This window comes from Streptomyces sp. NPDC020681, assembly GCF_044334895.1.
Classification (GTDB): domain Bacteria; phylum Actinomycetota; class Actinomycetes; order Streptomycetales; family Streptomycetaceae; genus Streptomyces.
The window spans coordinates 20,108-37,681 of record NZ_JBIRTX010000021.1 but is presented as its reverse complement, the minus strand read 5'-3'; the positions used below and the strand labels follow the sequence as shown (position 1 = coordinate 37,681).

Below are 17,574 nucleotides of genomic sequence, written 5' to 3'. Positions count from 1 at the left end.
GGGCCCGGACCGCATGATGCGGTCCGGGCCCCGGAAATCGCTGTGGATCAGGACTGCTTGGCCTGCGGCTCCTGCGCGTCCTGCGGCTGCTGCTCGTCCTGCGGCTCCTCCGATGCGGCCTGCGCGCGTTCGCGCATCTTGCGGAGGAGTTCCTGCTTCTGCTCGTCGGCAGTCTTGCGGTCGGCGTTGCGCGCCGGGCCGTTGCCCTGCTTGTCGGCGCGGGACAGCTTCTTTCGCTGTCCACCGACGCCGAGGAGGTTGTTACGGCTCTTGGCCATGGGGGTTCTCCCATTGGGGTGAGAAGTGACTCGGGAAACGTCAGACGGGGGCGGGAGCTGACCGCCGCCCTCTCACTCGTAGATCTGGAAGAACGAAGACATGGAGTGACGGTACCCCGCCGGAGGAGGGCCGGGCACCAGTTTTCCGGTGCGGAACGCCACCCTGACAGAGTAATGACTGACAGATATTGAAATCTGTCAGCCGTCATGCCATAGTTGGCGGCATCACCACCACTCCCCGAGGAGCCCTCATGACCTCCCTTCGCACCCTCGGAGCCACCGGCCCCCAGGTCTTCCCTCTCGGCCTCGGCGCCATGGGCATGTCCGCGCTGTACGGCGACGCCGACCGCGCCGAGTCCATCGCCACCGTCCACGCCGCCCTCGACGCCGGGATCACGCTGCTCGACACCGGCGACTTCTACGGCATGGGGCACAACGAACTGCTGATCAACGAGGCCCTGCGCACCGCGCCCGCCGCCGCCCGCGAGAAGGCGCTCACCAGCGTGAAGTTCGGTGCGCTGCGCGACCCGCACGGGGGCTGGGTCGGCATCGACGGCCGGCCCGCCGCCGTGAAGAACTTCGTGGCGTACTCGCTGCAGCGCCTGGGCACCGGCCACATCGACATCTACCGCATCGCCCGCGTCGACCCCGCCGTACCCATCGAGGAGACGATCGGCGCCATCGCCGAGCTCGTCGAAGCGGGCCATGTCCGGCACATAGGCCTGTCCGAGGTCGGCGCGGAGACCATCCGCCGGGCCGCGGCCGTGGCCCCGATCGCGGACCTCCAGATCGAGTACTCGCTGATCTCCCGCGGCATCGAGGACCGGATCCTGCCCACGACGCGCGAACTGGGCATCGGCGTCACGGCGTACGGAGTGCTGTCCCGCGGTCTCATCAGCGGCCACTTCACCGCCGACCGCGCGCTCGCACCCAATGACTTCCGCGGCATGAGCCCGCGCTTCCAGGGCGAGAACCTCCAGCACAACCTCGGCCTGGTCGAGCAGCTCCGGAAGATCGCCGAGCAGAAGGGCGTCTCCGTCGCGCAGATCGCGATCGCATGGGTGCTGTCGCGCGGCGAGGACATCGTGCCGCTCGTCGGTGCGCGCCGGCGTGACCGGCTCACCGAGGCGCTGGGCGCGCTCGACGTCACGCTGGACGCCGCCGATCTGGCCGCGATCGAGCAGGCCGTCCCGGCGGACTCGGCAGCGGGCGACCGTTACCCGACGGCCCAGATGGCTCACCTGGACAGCGAGCGCTGACCGAGATCCGAGCGAACCGCCCAGGTAACGTCAATGCCATGTCCACCACCGAGACGCTGACGACCGAACGCATCCTGGAAGCCACCGAGGAAGTGCTGCGCCGCTACGGCCCGGCCAAGGCCACGGTCGTCGACGTCGCACGGGTCCTGGGCGTGAGCCACGGAAGCGTCTACCGGCACTTCCGTACCAAGGCGGCGCTGCGCGAGGCCGTGACCGCGCGCTGGCTGGGCCGGACCGAGGCTCTCCTGTCGGAGATCACGGAGGGTCCGGCCGCCACGGCCGAGGAGAAGCTGCGGAAGTGGCTCACGGGTCTCTTCGAGGCCAAGCGCCACAAGGCGGGTGACGACCCGGAGTTGTTCGCCACGTTCTCCGCGCTGATCCCGGAGAGCAGCAATGTGGTGGACCAGCATCTGACCGAGCTGGAGAGCCAGCTCACCCGGATCATCGAAGAGGGTGTTGCCAAGGGCGAGTTCGAGGCGCCGGCGCCGGCTTCGGTGGCGCATGCCGTGTTCGCCGCGACGGCCCGGTTCCATGATCCGTCCTATGCGCCGGAGTGGCGGAAGCCGACGATAGACGACGAGTTCGCGGCCGTGACGGACCTGTTGATGCGCGGCCTCAGCGCCTGAGCAGCCGGCCCGGGCAGTGCCTCAGGCGGCGTCTCAGGCGCTCGGGTCGACGGTCGCCTGGTGCGCCTCGGCGAGGTGTTCCTCCGCCTTGAGCCAGGGCAGGAACTGCGCGCCCTTGCGCCAGCCGCAGGTGTCGCAGGTCAGCATCCGCTGCATGCCCGACTTCTGCACATGCACGACATGTTCTCGGCCGTGCTGATCCCATCTGCTGACCTTGCTGCTGGTCATGGACGGCATCGTGTCCTCCTGGTGACGATTGCGCCCAGTGTGCAGTAAGGACAACATCAACAGGGGCATCTCGTCGCGCTGTTGCTCACCAGCCACCTGAGGTTCAAGCACACAAAGGCGGACAAGCGAACACAAAGGCCGACCGGGCCCGAGGGCCCGGCCGGCCTTTTGCAGGTCCAGCGCGTTGAGAGCGGGTTCAGCAGCCGAGCAGGCGGCTGCCGAGGTACGTCTGGATCTGGTCCAGGGAGACGCGCTCCTGCTTCATGGTGTCGCGCTCGCGCACGGTGACCGCGTTGTCGTCGAGGGTGTCGAAGTCGACGGTCACGCAGAACGGCGTCCCGATCTCGTCCTGGCGGCGGTAGCGGCGGCCGATGGCGCCGGCGTCGTCGAAGTCGATGTTCCAGTTCTTGCGCAGGTCGGTCGCGAGGCCCTTGGCCTTCGGCGACAGCTGCGGGTTGCGGGACAGCGGCAGCACGGCGACCTTGACCGGCGCGATGCGCGGGTCGAGGCGCATCACGGTGCGCTTCTCCATGACGCCCTTGGCGTTGGGGGCCTCGTCCTCGTTGTAGGCGTCGAGGAGGAAGGCGAGCATCGCGCGGCCGACACCGGCAGCCGGCTCGATGACATACGGCGTCCAGCGCTCGCCGGCCTCCTGGTCGAAGTACGACAGGTCGTTGCCGGAGGCCTTGGAGTGCGCGGAAAGGTCGAAGTCGGTGCGGTTGGCGACGCCTTCGAGCTCGCCCCATTCGCTGCCGCCGAACTGGAAGCGGTACTCGATGTCCGCGGTCCGCTTGGAGTAGTGCGAGAGCTTCTCGGCCGGGTGCTCGTACCAGCGCATGTTCTCCTCACGGAGACCAAGGTCGCGGTACCAGTTCCAGCGCTGCTCCATCCAGTACTCCTGCCACTTCTCGTCCTCACCCGGCTTGACGAAGAACTCCATCTCCATCTGCTCGAACTCGCGGGTGCGGAAGATGAAGTTGCCGGGAGTGATCTCGTTGCGGAAGGACTTGCCCATCTGGGCGATGCCGAACGGCGGCTTCTTGCGCGAAGTCTGCTGAACCTGGCCGAAGTTGGTGAAAATGCCCTGCGCGGTTTCCGGGCGCAGGTACGCGACGGAGCCGGAGTCCTGGGTCGGGCCGAGGTGGGTGGAGAGCAGGCCGGAGAACTGCTTGGGCTCGGTGAAGGTGCCCTTGTTGCCGCAGTTGGGGCAGTTCAGGTCGGCGAGGCCGTTCGCGGGGACCTTGCCGTGCTTGGCCTCGTAAGCCTCTTCAAGGTGGTCGGCGCGGAACCGCTTGTGGCAGGAGGTGCACTCGGTGAGCGGGTCCGTGAAGGTGGCGACATGGCCGGAGGCCTCCCAGACCTCGGTGGCCAGGATCACCGACGAGTCGATACCCACGACGTCCTCGCGCGCGGTGACCATGTAGCGCCACCACTGGCGCTTGATGTTCTCCTTCATCTCGACGCCCAGCGGCCCGTAGTCCCAGGCGGCTCGCTGGCCGCCATAGATCTCGCTGCACGGGTAGACGAAGCCACGGCGCTTGCTCAGGCTGACGATGGTGTCGATCTTGTCGGCGGCCACGGTGCTCTCTTCATTACGACGACGACGAACGGCGAATGGTTCAGGTTACCGGCGGCCGCACCCCCTGGATCAAATCGGTGGGGGCCAGGGACCGGCCGGCCACTTTGTTGACAATCGTTTCCAGTTTTGTTGAAAATGACTGTCATGAACGTACGACGCCTCCTCCCTACCACCGTCGCCGCCGGAGCCGCCGCTCTCGGCCTCATGGCCGTGTCCGCGTGCTCCTCCGCCGGGGCCGACGACAGCGCGGGCGGCGACAAGCTGAAGGTGGTGACGTCGTTCTATCCCATGCAGTATCTCGCCGAGCAGATAGGCGGCGGCCATGTCTCCGTCTCGACCCTCACCCCGCCCGGAGTCGAACCCCACGACCTCGAGCTCAAGCCCCGCCAGACCGCCGAACTGAACGAAGCCGGCTACATCCTCTACCTCAAGGGCATCCAGCCCGCCGTCGACGAGGCCATCGACCAGTCCGAGGCAAAGAACAAGGTCGACGCCGCCACCCTCACCAAGCTGGAGCACCACGGCACCGAGGGCGGCCACAGCCACGAGGGCGAGGAGGAGCACGCCCACGAGGGCGAGAGCGAGGCCGGCGCCGACCCGCACATCTGGCTCGACCCCGTGAAGTACGCCGAGGTCGCCAAGGGCGTCGGAGCCTCCCTCGAGAAGGCCGACCCGGACCACGCGGCGGACTACAAGAAGAACACCGAGGCGCTGGTCAAGAAGCTGGACGGGCTGAACGCCAAGTTCCGGACGGGCCTGCAGAACACGGCCACCAAGACCTTCATCACCACGCACGCCGCCTTCGGCTACCTCGCCGAGCGCTACGGCCTGGACCAGGAGGGCATCGCGGGCATCGACCCGGAGTCCGAGCCCAGCCCGGCCCGTATCAAGGAACTCCAGACGATCGCGAAGGCCGACAAGGTCTCCACCGTCTTCTTCGAGACCCTTGCCAGCGACAAGACGGCGAAGACCCTCGCGGCGGACGCCGGCCTCAAGACGGACGTCCTCGACCCGCTCGAGGGAATTACGGACAAGTCCAAGGGCGATGACTATCTGCAGGTGATGGAGTCCAACCTCGCCGGGCTGCAGAAGGCCCTCGGCGCCAAATGACAGCAGTGGTCACGTGACAGCAGCATCGGAGACACCAGTGAGCGAGCCCGTCATATCCGTTCGGGGGGCCAAGGCCACGCTCGGCTCGCGCACCGTGCTGCGCGGCATCGACCTCACCGTCCAGCACGGTGAGGTCGTCGCGCTGCTCGGCGCCAACGGCTCGGGCAAGTCCACGGTCGTGCGCTCCGCGATCGGCCAAGTGCCGCTCACGGAGGGCAAGATCGCCCTGTTCGGCACGGAGCTGCGCAGCTTCCGTGCCTGGTCGCGCATCGGCTACGTACCGCAGCGCACCACCGCGTCGAGCGGTGTGCCGGCAACCGTGCGCGAGGTCGTCTCCTCGGGCCGGCTCTCGCGTACGAGGCTGGGCTGGCCGTCCAAGGCCGACCGGGCCGCGATAGGCCGCGCCATCGAGCTGGTCGGGCTGAGCGACCGCGCCAAGGACTCCGTGAACCATCTGTCCGGCGGCCAGCACCAGCGGGTGCTGATCGCCCGCGCGCTCGCGAGCGAACCCGAACTGCTGATCATGGACGAGCCGATGGCCGGCGTCGACCTCGCCAGCCAGGAGATACTCGCCGGCACGCTGCGCGAGCAGGTCGCCGCCGGGACGACGGTGCTGCTCGTGCTCCACGAGCTGGGCGCGCTGGAGCCGCTGATCGACCGCGCCGTGGTGCTGCGCGACGGCTGTGTGGTCCATGACGGGCCGCCGCCGAAGGCCGTGGGCCAGCATGCGCTGCCCGGCCACGACCATGTACATCCGCATGCGGCCGACGAGCCGCTCCGCACGGGACTGCTGACCTGATCATGGAAATCCTCGAGACGGCCTTTATGCAGCGGGCGCTGATCGCGGCCGTGCTGGTCGGCATCACCGCGCCCGCCGTCGGCGTCTATCTGGTGCAGCGCCGGCAGGCGCTGCTGGGCGACGGCATCGGCCATGTCGCGATGACCGGCGTCGGCCTCGGCTTCCTGCTGTCGACCAACCCGATCTGGATGGCGACGCTCGTCTCCGTCGTCGGCGCGGTCGCGATGGAGCTGATCCGGGCGTACGGACGCACCCGCGGCGACATCGCGCTGGCGATGCTCTTCTACGGCGGCATGGCGGGCGGCGTACTGCTGATCAACCTGTCGGAGAGCGGGTCCACGGCCAATCTGAGCTCGTATCTCTTCGGCTCGCTGTCCACGGTCTCCGACGAGGACCTGACCGCGATAGCGCTGCTCGCCGCCTTTGTGGTGCTGGTGTCTCTGGGGCTGCGGAGGCAGCTGTTCGCGGTCAGCCAGGACGAGGAGTTCGCGCGGGTGACCGGTCTTCCGGTGCGTGCGCTGAATCTGCTGATCGCGGTCACCGCGGCGGTCACGGTCTCGGTCGCGATGCGGGTCGTCGGGCTGCTGCTGGTCAGCGCGCTGATGGTGGTGCCGGTGGCGGCGGCGCAGCAGATCGCCCGCTCGTTCCGGGCCACGTTCGCGATGGCGGTGGTGATCGGCGTCGCCGTGGCCCTGGCCGGGACCACCACCTCCTACTACCAGGATGTGCCGCCGGGCGCGACGATCGTGCTGCTCGCCATCGCGGTCTTCATCACGCTGACCGTGCTGGCGGTGCCGCTTGCCCGGCGACGGGCGCGCACCATGGAGACAAGCGCCGCGGAATGCGATGTGGACATGCCCGGCAACCGGCGGTCGGGCGACGACGTCAAGGTCTGACCCGGGACGGATGCCGGGCCTGGCAGAATTGGGCCGGACATCATGTGCGGCGAGACGAGGAGGCAGCTGTGGTCACGGCCCCAAGCGGCGGGAACACCGCCCCAGTGCGAGGCCGGTCGACGCGGCAGCGTGCCGCGGTGGCCTCGGCCCTCGACGAGGTGGACGAGTTCCGCAGCGCGCAGGAGCTGCACGACATGCTCAAGCACCGTGGCGACTCGGTCGGACTGACCACCGTCTACCGCACCCTGCAGTCGCTCGCGGACGCGGGCGAGGTGGATGTGCTGCGCACGTCCGACGGCGAATCGGTCTACCGCCGCTGCTCGACCGACGATCACCACCACCACCTGGTGTGCCGGGTGTGCGGCAAGGCGGTCGAGGTCGAGGGGCCCGCGGTGGAGCAGTGGGCCGAGACGGTGGCGGCGGCGCACGGGTATGTGAATGTGGCGCACACGGTGGAGATCTTCGGCACGTGCGCGGAGTGCGCGGCGGCGGTCAAGTAACCGGGAGTTCCGCCCCGGACCCGTGGGTCCGGGGCCGCTCTCCCACGCCTTGTCTCACGCCTTGTTGAGCTGGTCCTCGTTCGGGATCGCGCCGCCGAAGCGGCGGTCGCGCTGCGCGTACTCCAGGCAGGCACGCCACAGGTCGCGGCGGTCGAAGTCCGGCCACAGAACGTCCTGGAAGACCATCTCCGCGTAACTGCTCTGCCAGATCAGGTAGTTGGACGTGCGCTGCTCGCCGCTGGGGCGCAGGAAGAGGTCGACGTCCGGCATGTCCGGGTAGTACAGGTACTTCTGGAACGTCTTCTCGTTGACCTTCGACGGGTCCAGCTTGCCTGCCGCGACGTCCTGGGCGATCTTCTGCGCGGCGTCGGCGACCTCCGCGCGGCCGCCGTAGTTGACGCAGAAGTACAGCGTCATCGCGTCGTTGTTCTTGGTCTGCTCCTGGGCGATCTGGAGCTCCTGGACGACCGACTTCCACATCTTCGGCATCCGGCCGACCCAGCGGATGCGGATGCCGAGCTCGTCCATCTCGTCGCGGCGGCGGCGGATCACGTCCCGGTTGAAGTTCATCAGGAAGCGCACCTCGTCGGGCGAGCGCTTCCAGTTCTCGGTGGAGAAGGCGTACAGCGAGAGGTTCTTGACGCCCATCTCCAGGCAGCCCTTGAGCACGTCGAGTACGACGCCCTCGCCGACCTTGTGGCCCTCGGTGCGCGGCAGACCGCGCTCCTTGGCCCAGCGGCCGTTGCCGTCCATGACGCATGCCACATGGTTCGGCACCAGCTCGCCCGGGATCTTCGGCGGGCGGGCGCCGGACGGGTGCGGCTCGGGGACCTTGTACTCGCGGCGGGACCGGCCCAGGATTCCGCGTCGTGCCATGCGGCTCACATCTCCTATTTCTCGCTATTTTTCGACGTACCGAAGCGAGCGCAGGCCGCGCTCCAAGTGCCAGTGCAGATAGGCGGACACCAGCCCGCTGCCCTCCCTGACGTGGCGCGCCTCGCACGCGTCCGCCGTGGGCCAGTCGCCGGTCAGCAGCGCGCTGAGCAGACCGATGGCCTCCGCAGAGGGTACGACGCTGCCGGGCACCCGGCAGTCGCCGCATATGACGCCGCCGGCGGCGACGGAGAAGAAGCGGTTCGGGCCGTGCAGCCCGCATTTCGCGCAGTCCTCGAAGCTGGGCGCGTAGCCGTTGACGGCGAGTGAGCGCAGCAGGAAGGCGTCGAGGATGAGATGGGGCGCGTGCTCGCCGCGGGCGAGGGAGCGCAGGGCGCCGACGAGGAGGAGGTACTGCTGGACCGCGGGTTCACCTTCGTGGTCGGTGAAGCGTTCCGCGGTCTCCAGCATGGCGGTGCCGGCGGTGTAGCGGGCGTAGTCGGTGACGATTCCGCCACCGTACGGAGCGATGGTCTCGCTCTGGGTGCACAGCGGGAGTCCGCGGCCGACGAGTTCGCTGCCGCGGGCGAAGAACTGCACATCGACATGGGAGAAGGGCTCGAGCCGGGCCCCGAACTTCGACTTGGTCCGCCGCACCCCGCGCGCGACGGCCCGCACGCGCCCGTGACCGCGCGTGAGCAAGCTGATGATGCGGTCGGCCTCGCCCAGCTTCTGGGTGCGGAGGACGATGCCGTCGTCACGGAACAGGCTCATGCGGCCATTGTCCCGTACCAACGGCCGCCGGCCGCCATCGGATGCTCAATCCTCCAGGCGCTCCTGGAGCCGTACGGTCACCGAGTCGCCGGCCTCCTTGCCGATCGCCTTGCGGACGTCCGCCTTCACCGGCAGCTTGTGCCTGCCGTCGCCCAGAGCCATGAAAGAGCTCCGGAACGGATGGCCGTCGATGGTGCCGCGGACCTTGACCAGGCCCCGAGTCCCGAAGTACTCGACGGACTCGGGCCACACCAGGTACGTCCAGCCGCCCTTCTCAGGGCTCTTCTGCAGCGTTGCGCTGAATTGCTTGTCCATGAAGGTGGGACGGCCGGCCGGAAGAAAACTCATCGCCGACTCGGCGGCACCGCTACGGCAGCTCGCCCCGGCTGCGCGCGTTGACATACGCCGTCGTCGCGCTGATCCGCTCCGCCGCCGTCGCCGGCCGGACCTTGTCCGGGTCGCACTCCCACTCCCGGCCGCCGCCGACCGGTCTCAGCCGGAGTCTCGCTCCTGTCTCGCCCATGAAGCGGCCCACCTTTCCGGTGCGGATGTCGACGACGTACGAGCCGATGGGCGGCGTCACCCGGGTTCCTCCTGGCAATTGGTTTTCCTTGCCCGCCATTGTTTCCCGGCCCGCTCCGATTTCACGTTTCGCATTACAGCGGCGGGGCCGCGTGGCTACGCTGGACAGGAGTATGCGCACTTCAACGCATCTGCTATTTCTTCGGAACCGAGTTCGGCCCACTCGAACAGGCTATTCGCGGACGGCAATTGGACATTGTCCTAGAGGGATTCAGCGGGATTTGCCCGGCGTCGCGGCACGCGTCCGTCAGCGCAGCTTGCCGTGGTACCGCCCGCGCCGCGAGCGGCCGCCGTTCGGTCGCGTCATCTCCGCGTCCTTGTTGATGGCGCGGGCCAGAATCACGCCGATGAGGATCAGCCCGACGCCGAACCAGGCCGCCGCGGCGTCGAATATCAGCGAGACGACGCCCACCGGGATGATCAGGGCGGCCAGCGGGATCAGCAGATTGCGCACCGGCGGCGGAGGCTCGCCCGTGCGGACCCGGCTCCGGACCACCTTGGGATACCACTCGGTGAAGCTGAGCGCGGCGACGATCGCCGCGATCTGGATGATCCACGCGGTCCACAGATTGCTCGGGTTGTGCAGGACGAGATCACCGAAGCCGCCGGCGAGCGCGGCCACCAGGAAGGCCAGGCCCCAGACGGCGGTGATCACATCGTTGGCGTGCAGGAACTCCCGCGACTTCCAGTACTCGGGCCCGACCCGCTCCCGTCCGTACTGCATGGTGAACGGCGTGCGCACGGCGATCGAGCCGAAGGCGATGAGCATCAGCGCAAGATTGGAGACCTCGCCCGCGTACGTTTCCAGCCATCGGTGCGTACCGGGCGAGGCGAAGGCTCCGACCACGGCGAGCACGGCGAAGAAGACGACGTCCGTCACTTCGAGGATCTTGAGCGAGCTGCCGCGGTAGACCATCCGCGAGGCGACGAAGAGGGCTACCGACACCGCGAGGGCGAGTCCCACCGCCAGCTCGAAACGGCCCGGGCCGACGACGACCGAGAAGACGATCCACGGGGACAGAGCGACGACCGGGCTCTCGACCGCGGCGGCGAGCCGGCCACCGGGTGCCGTTCTTGCGACAGCGTTCATGGCGGCCCCTTCACCAGGTCCCCCAGGGTCCAGCGTGCCGCGTGACGCCCCGACGCGCCAGACGTTGCATGCCGGGTCACCATGGAAGGGGATCTCGCTATGGGAGCTGCCGATGGTGCACACCGATGTGCTGGTCGTGGGCGCCGGGCCGGTCGGGCTGACAGCGGCGGCGGAACTCCGGCGGCGGGGAGTCGACTGCCGGATCGTCGACCGGCTGCCGGCCCGGCTGCCGTACGCGAAGGCCGTGGGCATCCAGCCCAGGACGCTGGAGATCTGGGACCGGATGGGCATGGTGCGCGAGGCCCTGGACGCCGCCGTGCCGATGCGCGGGCAGCTGCTGTACGTCAACGGTGCGGAGCAGATGCGCATCGACCTGAAACTGCCGCCGGACGTCCCGTACGGCTTCGCCGCGCTGCCGCAGTACGAGACCGAGCGGCTGATCGAGGAACACCTCGGGCGCTGGGGCACCCGGATCGAGCGCGGCACCGCGCTGGTGTCGTTCGAGCGGGACGCGGACGGGGTCTGGAGCCGGCTCACCACGCCGTCCGGCGCGGAGGAGATCCGCTCACGCTTTCTGATCGGCTGCGACGGCGCGCACAGCGCCGTACGCAAGGGCCTCGGGCTGTCCTTCGAAGGCGGCGCGTTCCCCGAGGAGTACATGCTGGCGGACGTGGAGGTCGACTGGAGTCTGCCGCCGGGCTACGGAGTGCGCTCCATGCACCGGACCGACGGCGACACCGACGACCTCCTCGTCTGCATCCCACTGCCCGGCCACAACCGCTACCGCATGTCGATGCTGGTCCCGCCGGAGCTCTCCGCGCAGGAGCAGCCGGGCGGTGACGAGGTCACGCACGGCCTGGAAAGCGGCCGCGCACCCGGGCTGGAGCACATCCAGGCCGTCCTCGACCGGCTCTCGCCGGAGCCGACCACCGCGTCCGCGCTCCGCTGGTCGTCCGTGTTCCGGATCAGCCACCGGCTGGTGGACCGCTACTCGGACGGCCGGGTCTTCGTCGCCGGGGACGCGGCGCACATCCATCCGCCGACCGGCGCCCAGGGCATGAACACCGGCATTCAGGACGCGTACAACCTGGCCTGGAAGCTGGCCCTCGCGGTGGCGGGGACCGCGCATCCGCGGCTGCTCGACAGCTATGACCTCGAGCGCAGGCCGGTGGGTGAGGAAGTGGTGGGACGGACCGTGCGGCACGCCAGGGCCGGCGTCGAGTCGGACGCCGACGACCCGGCGACGGTCATGCTCCGGGAGGCACAGCTGCTGATCTCCTACCGCGGCAGCACGGTCGTCGGAGCGCCCGACCCCGGGCAGGACGGACCCGATGCGGGCGACCGTGCGCCGGACTGCGGCGGCCTCGTCGGCGCGATCGCCGCTTTCCCGGTGCGGCTGTTCGACCTCATCCGCGACCGCGAACACATGCTGCTGCTCTACGCGGACACGGCGGGCACCATGACGGAGTACGGCGAACTGGCCGCCGCCGCCCGGCACTTGGCCCATGGGCAGGTGGACGCCTGCGCCGTTCTCGCCGCGGACGTCCCGGCGGACGGTATGGAGCTGCCCGCCTTCCACGACAGCCGTGGGGAGTTCCGGCGGGGCTACCACGCACAGGGGCCGACGGGATTCCTGATCCGGCCGGACGGCTATCTGGGTCTCCGGCTGGACCTGGGACAGGGGCTCGGGATGGGACTCGGACAGGTCCCCGCGGCCGCCGCCGCGTTGTCGGCGCACCTGGGCGGCGTCTTCCGCACGTGACTTCCGGATCCCGCCGGACCAGGGCCTGTCGTCTGGATCAGGCCCTAGACGTCGCCGGGAACGACGAGGCCCGACTCGTAGGCCACGATCACCAGTTGGGCCCGGTCGCGGGCCGCGAGTTTGCCCATGATGCGGCTGACATGCGTCTTCGCGGTGAGCGGGCTCAGGCCGAGCGCCTCGCCGATCTCGGCGTTGTTCAGGCCACGCGCGACCAGCGCGAGGACCTGGCGTTCGCGGTCCGTCAGGTCTTCCGGGCCACCGATCACAGGCGTGTCCGGTGTGCGCAGGACGCGGGCGATCAGCCGGGACGTGGGGCCCGGAGAGAGCAGCGACTCGCCCGCCGCGACCGTCCTGATCCCGGCCAGCAGGTCGGCCGGCTTGGTGTCCTTCACCAGGAACCCGGACGCGCCGGCCCGCAGCGCTTCGAGGATGTGGTCCTCGGTGTCGTACGTGGTGAGGACCAGCACCTTCACCCCGGCGAGGTCGTCGTCGGAGGCGATCAGGCGGGTCGCCTCGATGCCGTCGAGCTCCGGCATGCGGATGTCCATGACGACGACGTCCGCGCGTTCGCTGCGGGCGAGTTCGACGGCCTCGGCGCCGGTGCAGGCCTGGCCGACGACCTCCATGTCGCGGGCGGACTCGACGAGCATCGCGAAGGAGGCGCGCACCAGAGCCTGGTCGTCGGCGAGCAGTACCCGAATCGCGCTGATCGCGCTCATGCCAGAGCCTCCGTCTGCTGAAGCGGCAGGGCCGCCGCCACCTCGAACCCGCCGCCGTCACGCGGTCCGGCTGCCAGTGTGCCTCCGACGCTGCGGGCACGCTCGCGCATCCCGATGATGCCGTAGCCGGAGTCGCTTCCCGTGCCGCTCCCGTTCCCGGTTCCGTTGTCGCTGACGGTGACCTGGAGGCGGCTGTCGGCCGCCTCGACGCTGACCCGGATACGTACCCCGGGCCCGCCGTGGCGTACGGCGTTGGTGAGCGACTCCTGCACGATGCGGTACGCGGCGGCCCCGACGGCCGGCGGGATGCGGCGGTCGCCGGTGCGGACGTCCAGGTGCGCGTCCGCGGCCCGTACGAGATCGGGCAGCCCGGCCAGGTCGGGCAGCGGGCCCTCGGCGTCCGTGCCGTCGGCGCGCAGGACTTCGAGCGTGGTGCGCAGTTCGCCGCGTGCCGTGCGGCAGGTCTCGGCGATGTCGTCGAGGGCCTTGGCGATGGCGGCCCGGTCCAGGCGGTCGGGGTCGACGGTCAGCACATGGGAGGCGACGGAGGTCTGCACGCCGATCAGGGTGATGGAGTGCGCGAGGAGATCGTGCAGATCGCGGGCGATGCGCAGCCGCTCCTCGGCGACGCGTCGGGCGGCTTCCTCCTCGCGGGTGCGTTCGGCGCGTTCTGCGCGGCCGACGACGGAGGCGATGTAGCGGCGGTAGATGCGTACGTCCACGCCGAACACGAGGACGGAGATGATCCAGCCGGAGGTGCGCAGCGCCTCGAGACCCTCGTGGGTGCCGACCCGGAACATCACCGACAGAGCCAGGCCGATGACGCCCGAGCCGATGAGGAAGGTGTGCAGCGGTCGGGCGATGGCGGCCACGGTGTAGAGCGCGAGCAGCGACGCGGGTACCGGCGCGGCATGGGTGTTGTCGAGCGCGTGGTACGGAGCGACGCAGCACAGCACGGCCGCGAGCACCAGGAACGGCCGTGCCCGGCGCCAGGCCAGCGGCACGGCGGATCCGGCGAGGAGCACCCAGCCGAGGGCGTCCGGCCGCCGCCCGTCCTGCACGAACAGGGCCAGCACGAGGGCGAGTACGGCCACGGCGGCCGCGAGGAGGACGTCGTTGCGGAACCGGTGCGGCGCGGCCAGGGGGTCGCGGCTGACGGCGGTCAGCACGCGCTCCCCCAGCCGGGGCGGGTTGTGGTGTGGTTGCTGCACGTTCTCCATCCTCGGTCACCGGGCCCGCGGCGGGCGCCGCATCAGACTCCGGCGGGACTGGATGTGCGCTCCGGCTCGGGGTGCGGCGCCCTTCCGCGCTTCGACAGCGCGCCGGGCCACCACACTCCGCGGCCCAGCAGCAGGCTCGCGGAGGTCACCAGATACGTCCGTACCAGGAAGGTGTCCAGCAGGACGCCGACCGCGACCACGAAGCCCATCTCGACCAGCGGCACCAGCGGCAGGTTCATCAGGACCGCGAAGGTCGCCGCCAGCACGATGCCCGCCGAGGCGATGACACCGCCCGTCGTCCGCAGCGCGGTCAGCGCCGCGGTCGCCGGATCCGCGCCGGTGAGTGCCTCCTCGCGCATCCGGTGCATCAGGAAGATGCCGTAGTCGACGCCGAGCGCGACGAGGAAGACGAAGGACAGCAGCGGCAGCCCCGGATCGGTGCCGTTGAAGCCGAAGAGAGGCCCGAAGACCAGGCCGCCGAGTCCCATCGCCGCGCCCCACACCGCCACGACCGCGACGACGAGGATCAGCGGGGCGACCAGGCTGCGCAGCAGCGCGATCAGGATCAGCAGGACGGCGGCGAGGACCAGCGGGACGACGACCAGGCGGTCACGTGCGTTGGTGTCGTCGAGGTCGAGCTGCTGTGCGCTCAGGCCGCCGACGTACGCGCCGTCGAGTCCCTTGCGCAGGGATTTGATGGTCTCGGTCTCGCCCGGGGTCTCCGGCGCGTCCTCGGCGAAGACGGAGAGTTCGGTCCAGCCGTCCGCGCTACGGCCCTGTTCCACGGCCGCGACGCCGTTCGTCGCGCGGGCCTTGTCGAGTACGGCCTGTGTGTCGGAAGTGCGGGCGACGACGCTGATCGGCTGGCTGCTGCGTTCCGGGTAGGCGTCCGCCAACGTCCGCATCGCGGACACCGATTCGGGCCTGCTGGTGAAGGTGTCCTCCTGCTTGAGCGTGCCGGGCAGGCTGAAAGCGCCGAGCGCGAGCGCGCCGAGCAGCACCGCTCCGGAGGCGAGGACGGCGACCGGCCGCCGCCCGGCCGAGCTGCCCATCGCCGCGAACAGCGAACGCCGCTGCTTCGGCTCGCTCCCGTACGCCGGGACCAGCGGCCAGAACACCCGGCGGCCCAGCAGGACGAGGACCGCGGGCAGCAGCGTGAGCATCGCGGCGAGCGCGCAGACGACACCGACCGCGCCGACGGGTCCGAGCCCGCGGGCACTGTTGAGATCGGCGGCCAACAGGCACAGCAGCCCGGCCGCGACGGTCCCGGAGGAGGCGAGGACGGCCGGCCCGCAGCCGCGCAGAGCCGCACGCATCGCGTCGTACGGCTGCGGGACGCGGCGCAGCTCCTCGCGGTAGCGGGCGACGATCAGCAGGGCGTAGTCGGTGCCCGCGCCGAAGACGAGCACGGTCATGATGCCCGCGCTCTGGCTGGTGACGGTGAGGTCGAAGCCCTGGACCAGGCCGTAGATCAGGGCCCTGGTGGCGACGGCGGCGACACCGACGACGACCAGCGGGACGAGCCAGAGGAACGGGCTGCGGTAGGTGAGGATCAGGAGCACGGCGACGACGAGCACGGTGGCGAGCATCAGCGCGCCGTCGATGGACTCGAAGACCTCCTCCATGTCGGTCTGCAGAGCGCTCGGCCCGCCGACGTCGACGCTCAGCCCGTCGCCGCCGGCGACCCTTTCGCGTACGTCCTCGACAAGGGCGGTGCGCTTCGCCTCGTCGCCGCCGGGCTCGGTGGAGGAGAGAGGCACCATGAGGGTGGTGCCGTCCTTGGACGGCACGGCCGGAGGCGCTTGAGTGCCGGTGAGTTCGTGGGCCGCGGCGATGTCCGCGACCTGCCGTCCAACCGCCGCGCGGTCGGCGGCGGTGAGCCCGCCGTCGCGGTGGTAGACGAGCACCAGCTCGGTGGCCTCACCGCCGGGCAACTGCTGCTGGATCCTGGCGACCTGGGTGGAGTCCGCGCCGGCGGGCAGATAGTCGACGGCGTTGTCGCGCTGTACGTCGCCGAGTTTGCCCGCGAACGGCACGGCGAGGGCGACGACCGCGATCCACAACGCGAGCACGGCCCATGGCAGAGCGCGCCGTTTCCTGATTCCGGCCACGGTGGTGGCCCTCCCCTCGGCTGGGTGTCTGGTTGGGTCCAGACTCCCGCCGGGAGGTGGAGGATTCGTCGCGCGCGAGGGCGAGATGGGAGGTACTGCCGGAGGTGACGGGGAGGCGGCCGTACTCCCCGGGGAGTATCGCGGCGTACGCCTGCGGCGGATTTGTTCGCCTCCACGCCCTCCCCCCGTAACCGGGGGCCCGGACGGGCCGGGCTTCGCCGGCCGTGGGCAAAGAGACCGAGGGCTTGAGGCGGAGGCCCTCCTGGTTGGATCAGAACGGCGTGCGCGCTGCCGCGAGGAGTCTGGACGTATCGTCGGCGCACAACTGGAGCGCCGTGCCGACCGTCGTCAGGACCTCTCGTTCCGCAGGGCTGTACGGGCCGTCGGCGAGGGCGATGCGGGCGCCCTGGAGGAGGATCGACTCACGGCCCGCGGGGGCCAGATGCGGGGCCAGGGGCTCCAGCGCCTCGTGCAGTTCGATCGCGAGCGCCGCGCCGTACGGGCCGGTGTCCGTGACGAAGCGGCCGGTGTCCGCGGCGAGTGCCTCGATCAGGCCCGTGAGCTGGTCCTCCGTGCAGTCGTCGAGGCCGGCCGCGCGGACGATCGCGACGGCGGTCTCGCGGACCTGGCGCGAGGACGTGCCGCCGGAGGCGAGGACGGCGAGGGCGACGGTGTGGACCGCGTCGCGGAGCATCGCGGAGAAGCGGGAGGTGGTGGGGTGGTCGAGCGCTTCCATGCCGAAGTGGCTGTGGCAGGCGGCGCATTCGACGACCGGGCCCGCCGAGCCGCGCGGCAGCAGCGGAATGCCGAGCAGGGTGAACCGGCGGCGGCCGGTGCGACGCCGGTAGTTCCGGTCGCCTCCGCAGTCCGAACAGAAGAACTCGCCGTCACCAACGGTGTTCCAAGAGGTGTGAACGCCGCAGACCAGCATTTTCCGGCCGAAAAGCCCTCGGTCTGCCCGCACTGCGCACCTCCGTAACCGTCCGGCAACATTGCCGCGTTGACGTGATGTTAGCCACACCGATGATGTGGCGTCAGCACCCCGGCGGCAGTACGCCAGGACATGGCTGATTCCTCGCCCTGCGCCAGCACGTGGTCACCCCCCGCGAACAGCGCCGCACCCCCGGCCGTTCCGTGGGAAACGGCCGGGGGCGCGGCGGAAGATGTC

19 protein-coding genes are annotated in these 17,574 nt (G+C 69.9%); 7 read left to right on the top strand and 12 right to left on the bottom strand.

What is annotated here, in order from left to right; translation table 11 throughout:
* Positions 1-47 precede the first annotated feature (47 nt).
* Positions 48-278, bottom strand: a complete 231-nt coding sequence (locus ACH4YL_RS33775) for a DUF6243 family protein (protein ID WP_398511326.1) — start codon at positions 276-278, stop codon at positions 48-50.
* A 251-nt stretch (positions 279-529) separates the two neighbouring features.
* Between ACH4YL_RS33775 and ACH4YL_RS33770 the strand changes: the two genes are divergently transcribed.
* Positions 530-1,537, top strand: a complete 1,008-nt coding sequence (locus ACH4YL_RS33770; protein ID WP_398511325.1) for an aldo/keto reductase — start codon at positions 530-532, stop codon at positions 1,535-1,537.
* Between the two features lie 38 nt (positions 1,538-1,575).
* Entirely contained in the window at positions 1,576-2,163 is a 588-nt protein-coding gene (locus tag ACH4YL_RS33765; RefSeq protein WP_398511324.1) for a TetR family transcriptional regulator, read from the top strand.
* Positions 2,164-2,196: 33 nt separating this feature from the next.
* Here ACH4YL_RS33765 and ACH4YL_RS33760 read toward each other — a convergent pair whose 3' ends face one another.
* Positions 2,197-2,400 carry a hypothetical protein gene (locus ACH4YL_RS33760; RefSeq protein ID WP_398511323.1) on the bottom strand — a complete coding sequence of 68 codons (204 nt, stop codon included), beginning with the start codon at positions 2,398-2,400 and terminating at the stop codon, positions 2,197-2,199.
* Between the two features lie 187 nt (positions 2,401-2,587).
* The gene (locus tag ACH4YL_RS33755) at positions 2,588-3,970 is read right to left on the bottom strand and encodes a glycine--tRNA ligase (RefSeq protein ID WP_398511322.1); all 1,383 of its coding nucleotides are present in this window, start codon (positions 3,968-3,970) and stop codon (positions 2,588-2,590) included.
* Between the two features lie 144 nt (positions 3,971-4,114).
* On the opposite strand from ACH4YL_RS33755, the gene ACH4YL_RS33750 reads away from it, so the two are divergent.
* The 4 genes from ACH4YL_RS33750 (at position 4,115) to ACH4YL_RS33735 (ending at position 7,275) form a co-directional block, all read left to right on the top strand.
* Positions 4,115-5,080: a metal ABC transporter substrate-binding protein gene (locus ACH4YL_RS33750; protein ID WP_398511321.1), complete on the top strand. Its 966-nt coding sequence runs from the start codon at positions 4,115-4,117 to the stop codon at positions 5,078-5,080.
* Between the two features lie 13 nt (positions 5,081-5,093).
* Entirely contained in the window at positions 5,094-5,879 is a 786-nt protein-coding gene (locus ACH4YL_RS33745) for a metal ABC transporter ATP-binding protein (RefSeq protein ID WP_398511320.1), read from the top strand.
* Between the two features lie 2 nt (positions 5,880-5,881).
* Positions 5,882-6,775 carry a metal ABC transporter permease gene (locus tag ACH4YL_RS33740; protein WP_398511319.1) on the top strand — a complete coding sequence of 298 codons (894 nt, stop codon included), beginning with the start codon at positions 5,882-5,884 and terminating at the stop codon, positions 6,773-6,775.
* Between the two features lie 68 nt (positions 6,776-6,843).
* Positions 6,844-7,275, top strand: coding sequence for a Fur family transcriptional regulator (locus ACH4YL_RS33735; RefSeq protein WP_398511318.1), 432 nt, complete (start codon positions 6,844-6,846; stop codon positions 7,273-7,275).
* A 54-nt stretch (positions 7,276-7,329) separates the two neighbouring features.
* Here ACH4YL_RS33735 and ACH4YL_RS33730 read toward each other — a convergent pair whose 3' ends face one another.
* The 5 genes from ACH4YL_RS33730 to ACH4YL_RS33710 all read right to left on the bottom strand — a co-directional run bounded on the left by ACH4YL_RS33730 (position 7,330) and on the right by ACH4YL_RS33710 (position 10,594).
* On the bottom strand, positions 7,330-8,151 hold the full coding sequence (locus tag ACH4YL_RS33730; protein ID WP_398511317.1) for an isoprenyl transferase: 822 nt from the start codon (positions 8,149-8,151) through the stop codon (positions 7,330-7,332).
* Between the two features lie 24 nt (positions 8,152-8,175).
* The gene (recO, locus tag ACH4YL_RS33725; protein WP_398511316.1) at positions 8,176-8,922 is read right to left on the bottom strand and encodes a DNA repair protein RecO; all 747 of its coding nucleotides are present in this window, start codon (positions 8,920-8,922) and stop codon (positions 8,176-8,178) included.
* A 45-nt stretch (positions 8,923-8,967) separates the two neighbouring features.
* The gene (locus tag ACH4YL_RS33720) at positions 8,968-9,237 is read right to left on the bottom strand and encodes a DUF1905 domain-containing protein (protein ID WP_398511399.1); all 270 of its coding nucleotides are present in this window, start codon (positions 9,235-9,237) and stop codon (positions 8,968-8,970) included.
* A gap of 52 nt (positions 9,238-9,289) precedes the next feature.
* Positions 9,290-9,505: a hypothetical protein gene (locus tag ACH4YL_RS33715; RefSeq protein WP_398511315.1), complete on the bottom strand. Its 216-nt coding sequence runs from the start codon at positions 9,503-9,505 to the stop codon at positions 9,290-9,292.
* A gap of 246 nt (positions 9,506-9,751) precedes the next feature.
* Entirely contained in the window at positions 9,752-10,594 is an 843-nt protein-coding gene (locus ACH4YL_RS33710) for a hypothetical protein (RefSeq protein ID WP_398511314.1), read from the bottom strand.
* Between the two features lie 112 nt (positions 10,595-10,706).
* On the opposite strand from ACH4YL_RS33710, the gene ACH4YL_RS33705 reads away from it, so the two are divergent.
* Complete coding sequence (locus ACH4YL_RS33705; RefSeq protein ID WP_398511313.1) at positions 10,707-12,356, top strand: FAD-dependent monooxygenase; 1,650 nt, start codon at positions 10,707-10,709, stop codon at positions 12,354-12,356.
* A 44-nt stretch (positions 12,357-12,400) separates the two neighbouring features.
* Here ACH4YL_RS33705 and ACH4YL_RS33700 read toward each other — a convergent pair whose 3' ends face one another.
* The 4 genes from ACH4YL_RS33700 to ACH4YL_RS33685 form a co-directional block, all read right to left on the bottom strand.
* The gene (locus ACH4YL_RS33700) at positions 12,401-13,075 is read right to left on the bottom strand and encodes a response regulator (protein WP_398511312.1); all 675 of its coding nucleotides are present in this window, start codon (positions 13,073-13,075) and stop codon (positions 12,401-12,403) included.
* Positions 13,072-14,295 carry a sensor histidine kinase gene (locus ACH4YL_RS33695; RefSeq protein WP_398511311.1) on the bottom strand — a complete coding sequence of 408 codons (1,224 nt, stop codon included), beginning with the start codon at positions 14,293-14,295 and terminating at the stop codon, positions 13,072-13,074. The genes ACH4YL_RS33700 and ACH4YL_RS33695 overlap by 4 nt, the downstream gene beginning before the upstream one ends.
* Before the next feature lie 32 nt (positions 14,296-14,327).
* Positions 14,328-16,406: an MMPL family transporter gene (locus ACH4YL_RS33690; protein ID WP_398511310.1), complete on the bottom strand. Its 2,079-nt coding sequence runs from the start codon at positions 16,404-16,406 to the stop codon at positions 14,328-14,330.
* 271 nt (positions 16,407-16,677) lie between these two features.
* A complete protein-coding gene (locus tag ACH4YL_RS33685) occupies positions 16,678-17,337 on the bottom strand; it encodes a TerB family tellurite resistance protein (RefSeq protein WP_398511398.1) in 660 nt (219 codons plus the stop codon).
* Positions 17,338-17,574 lie beyond the last annotated feature (237 nt).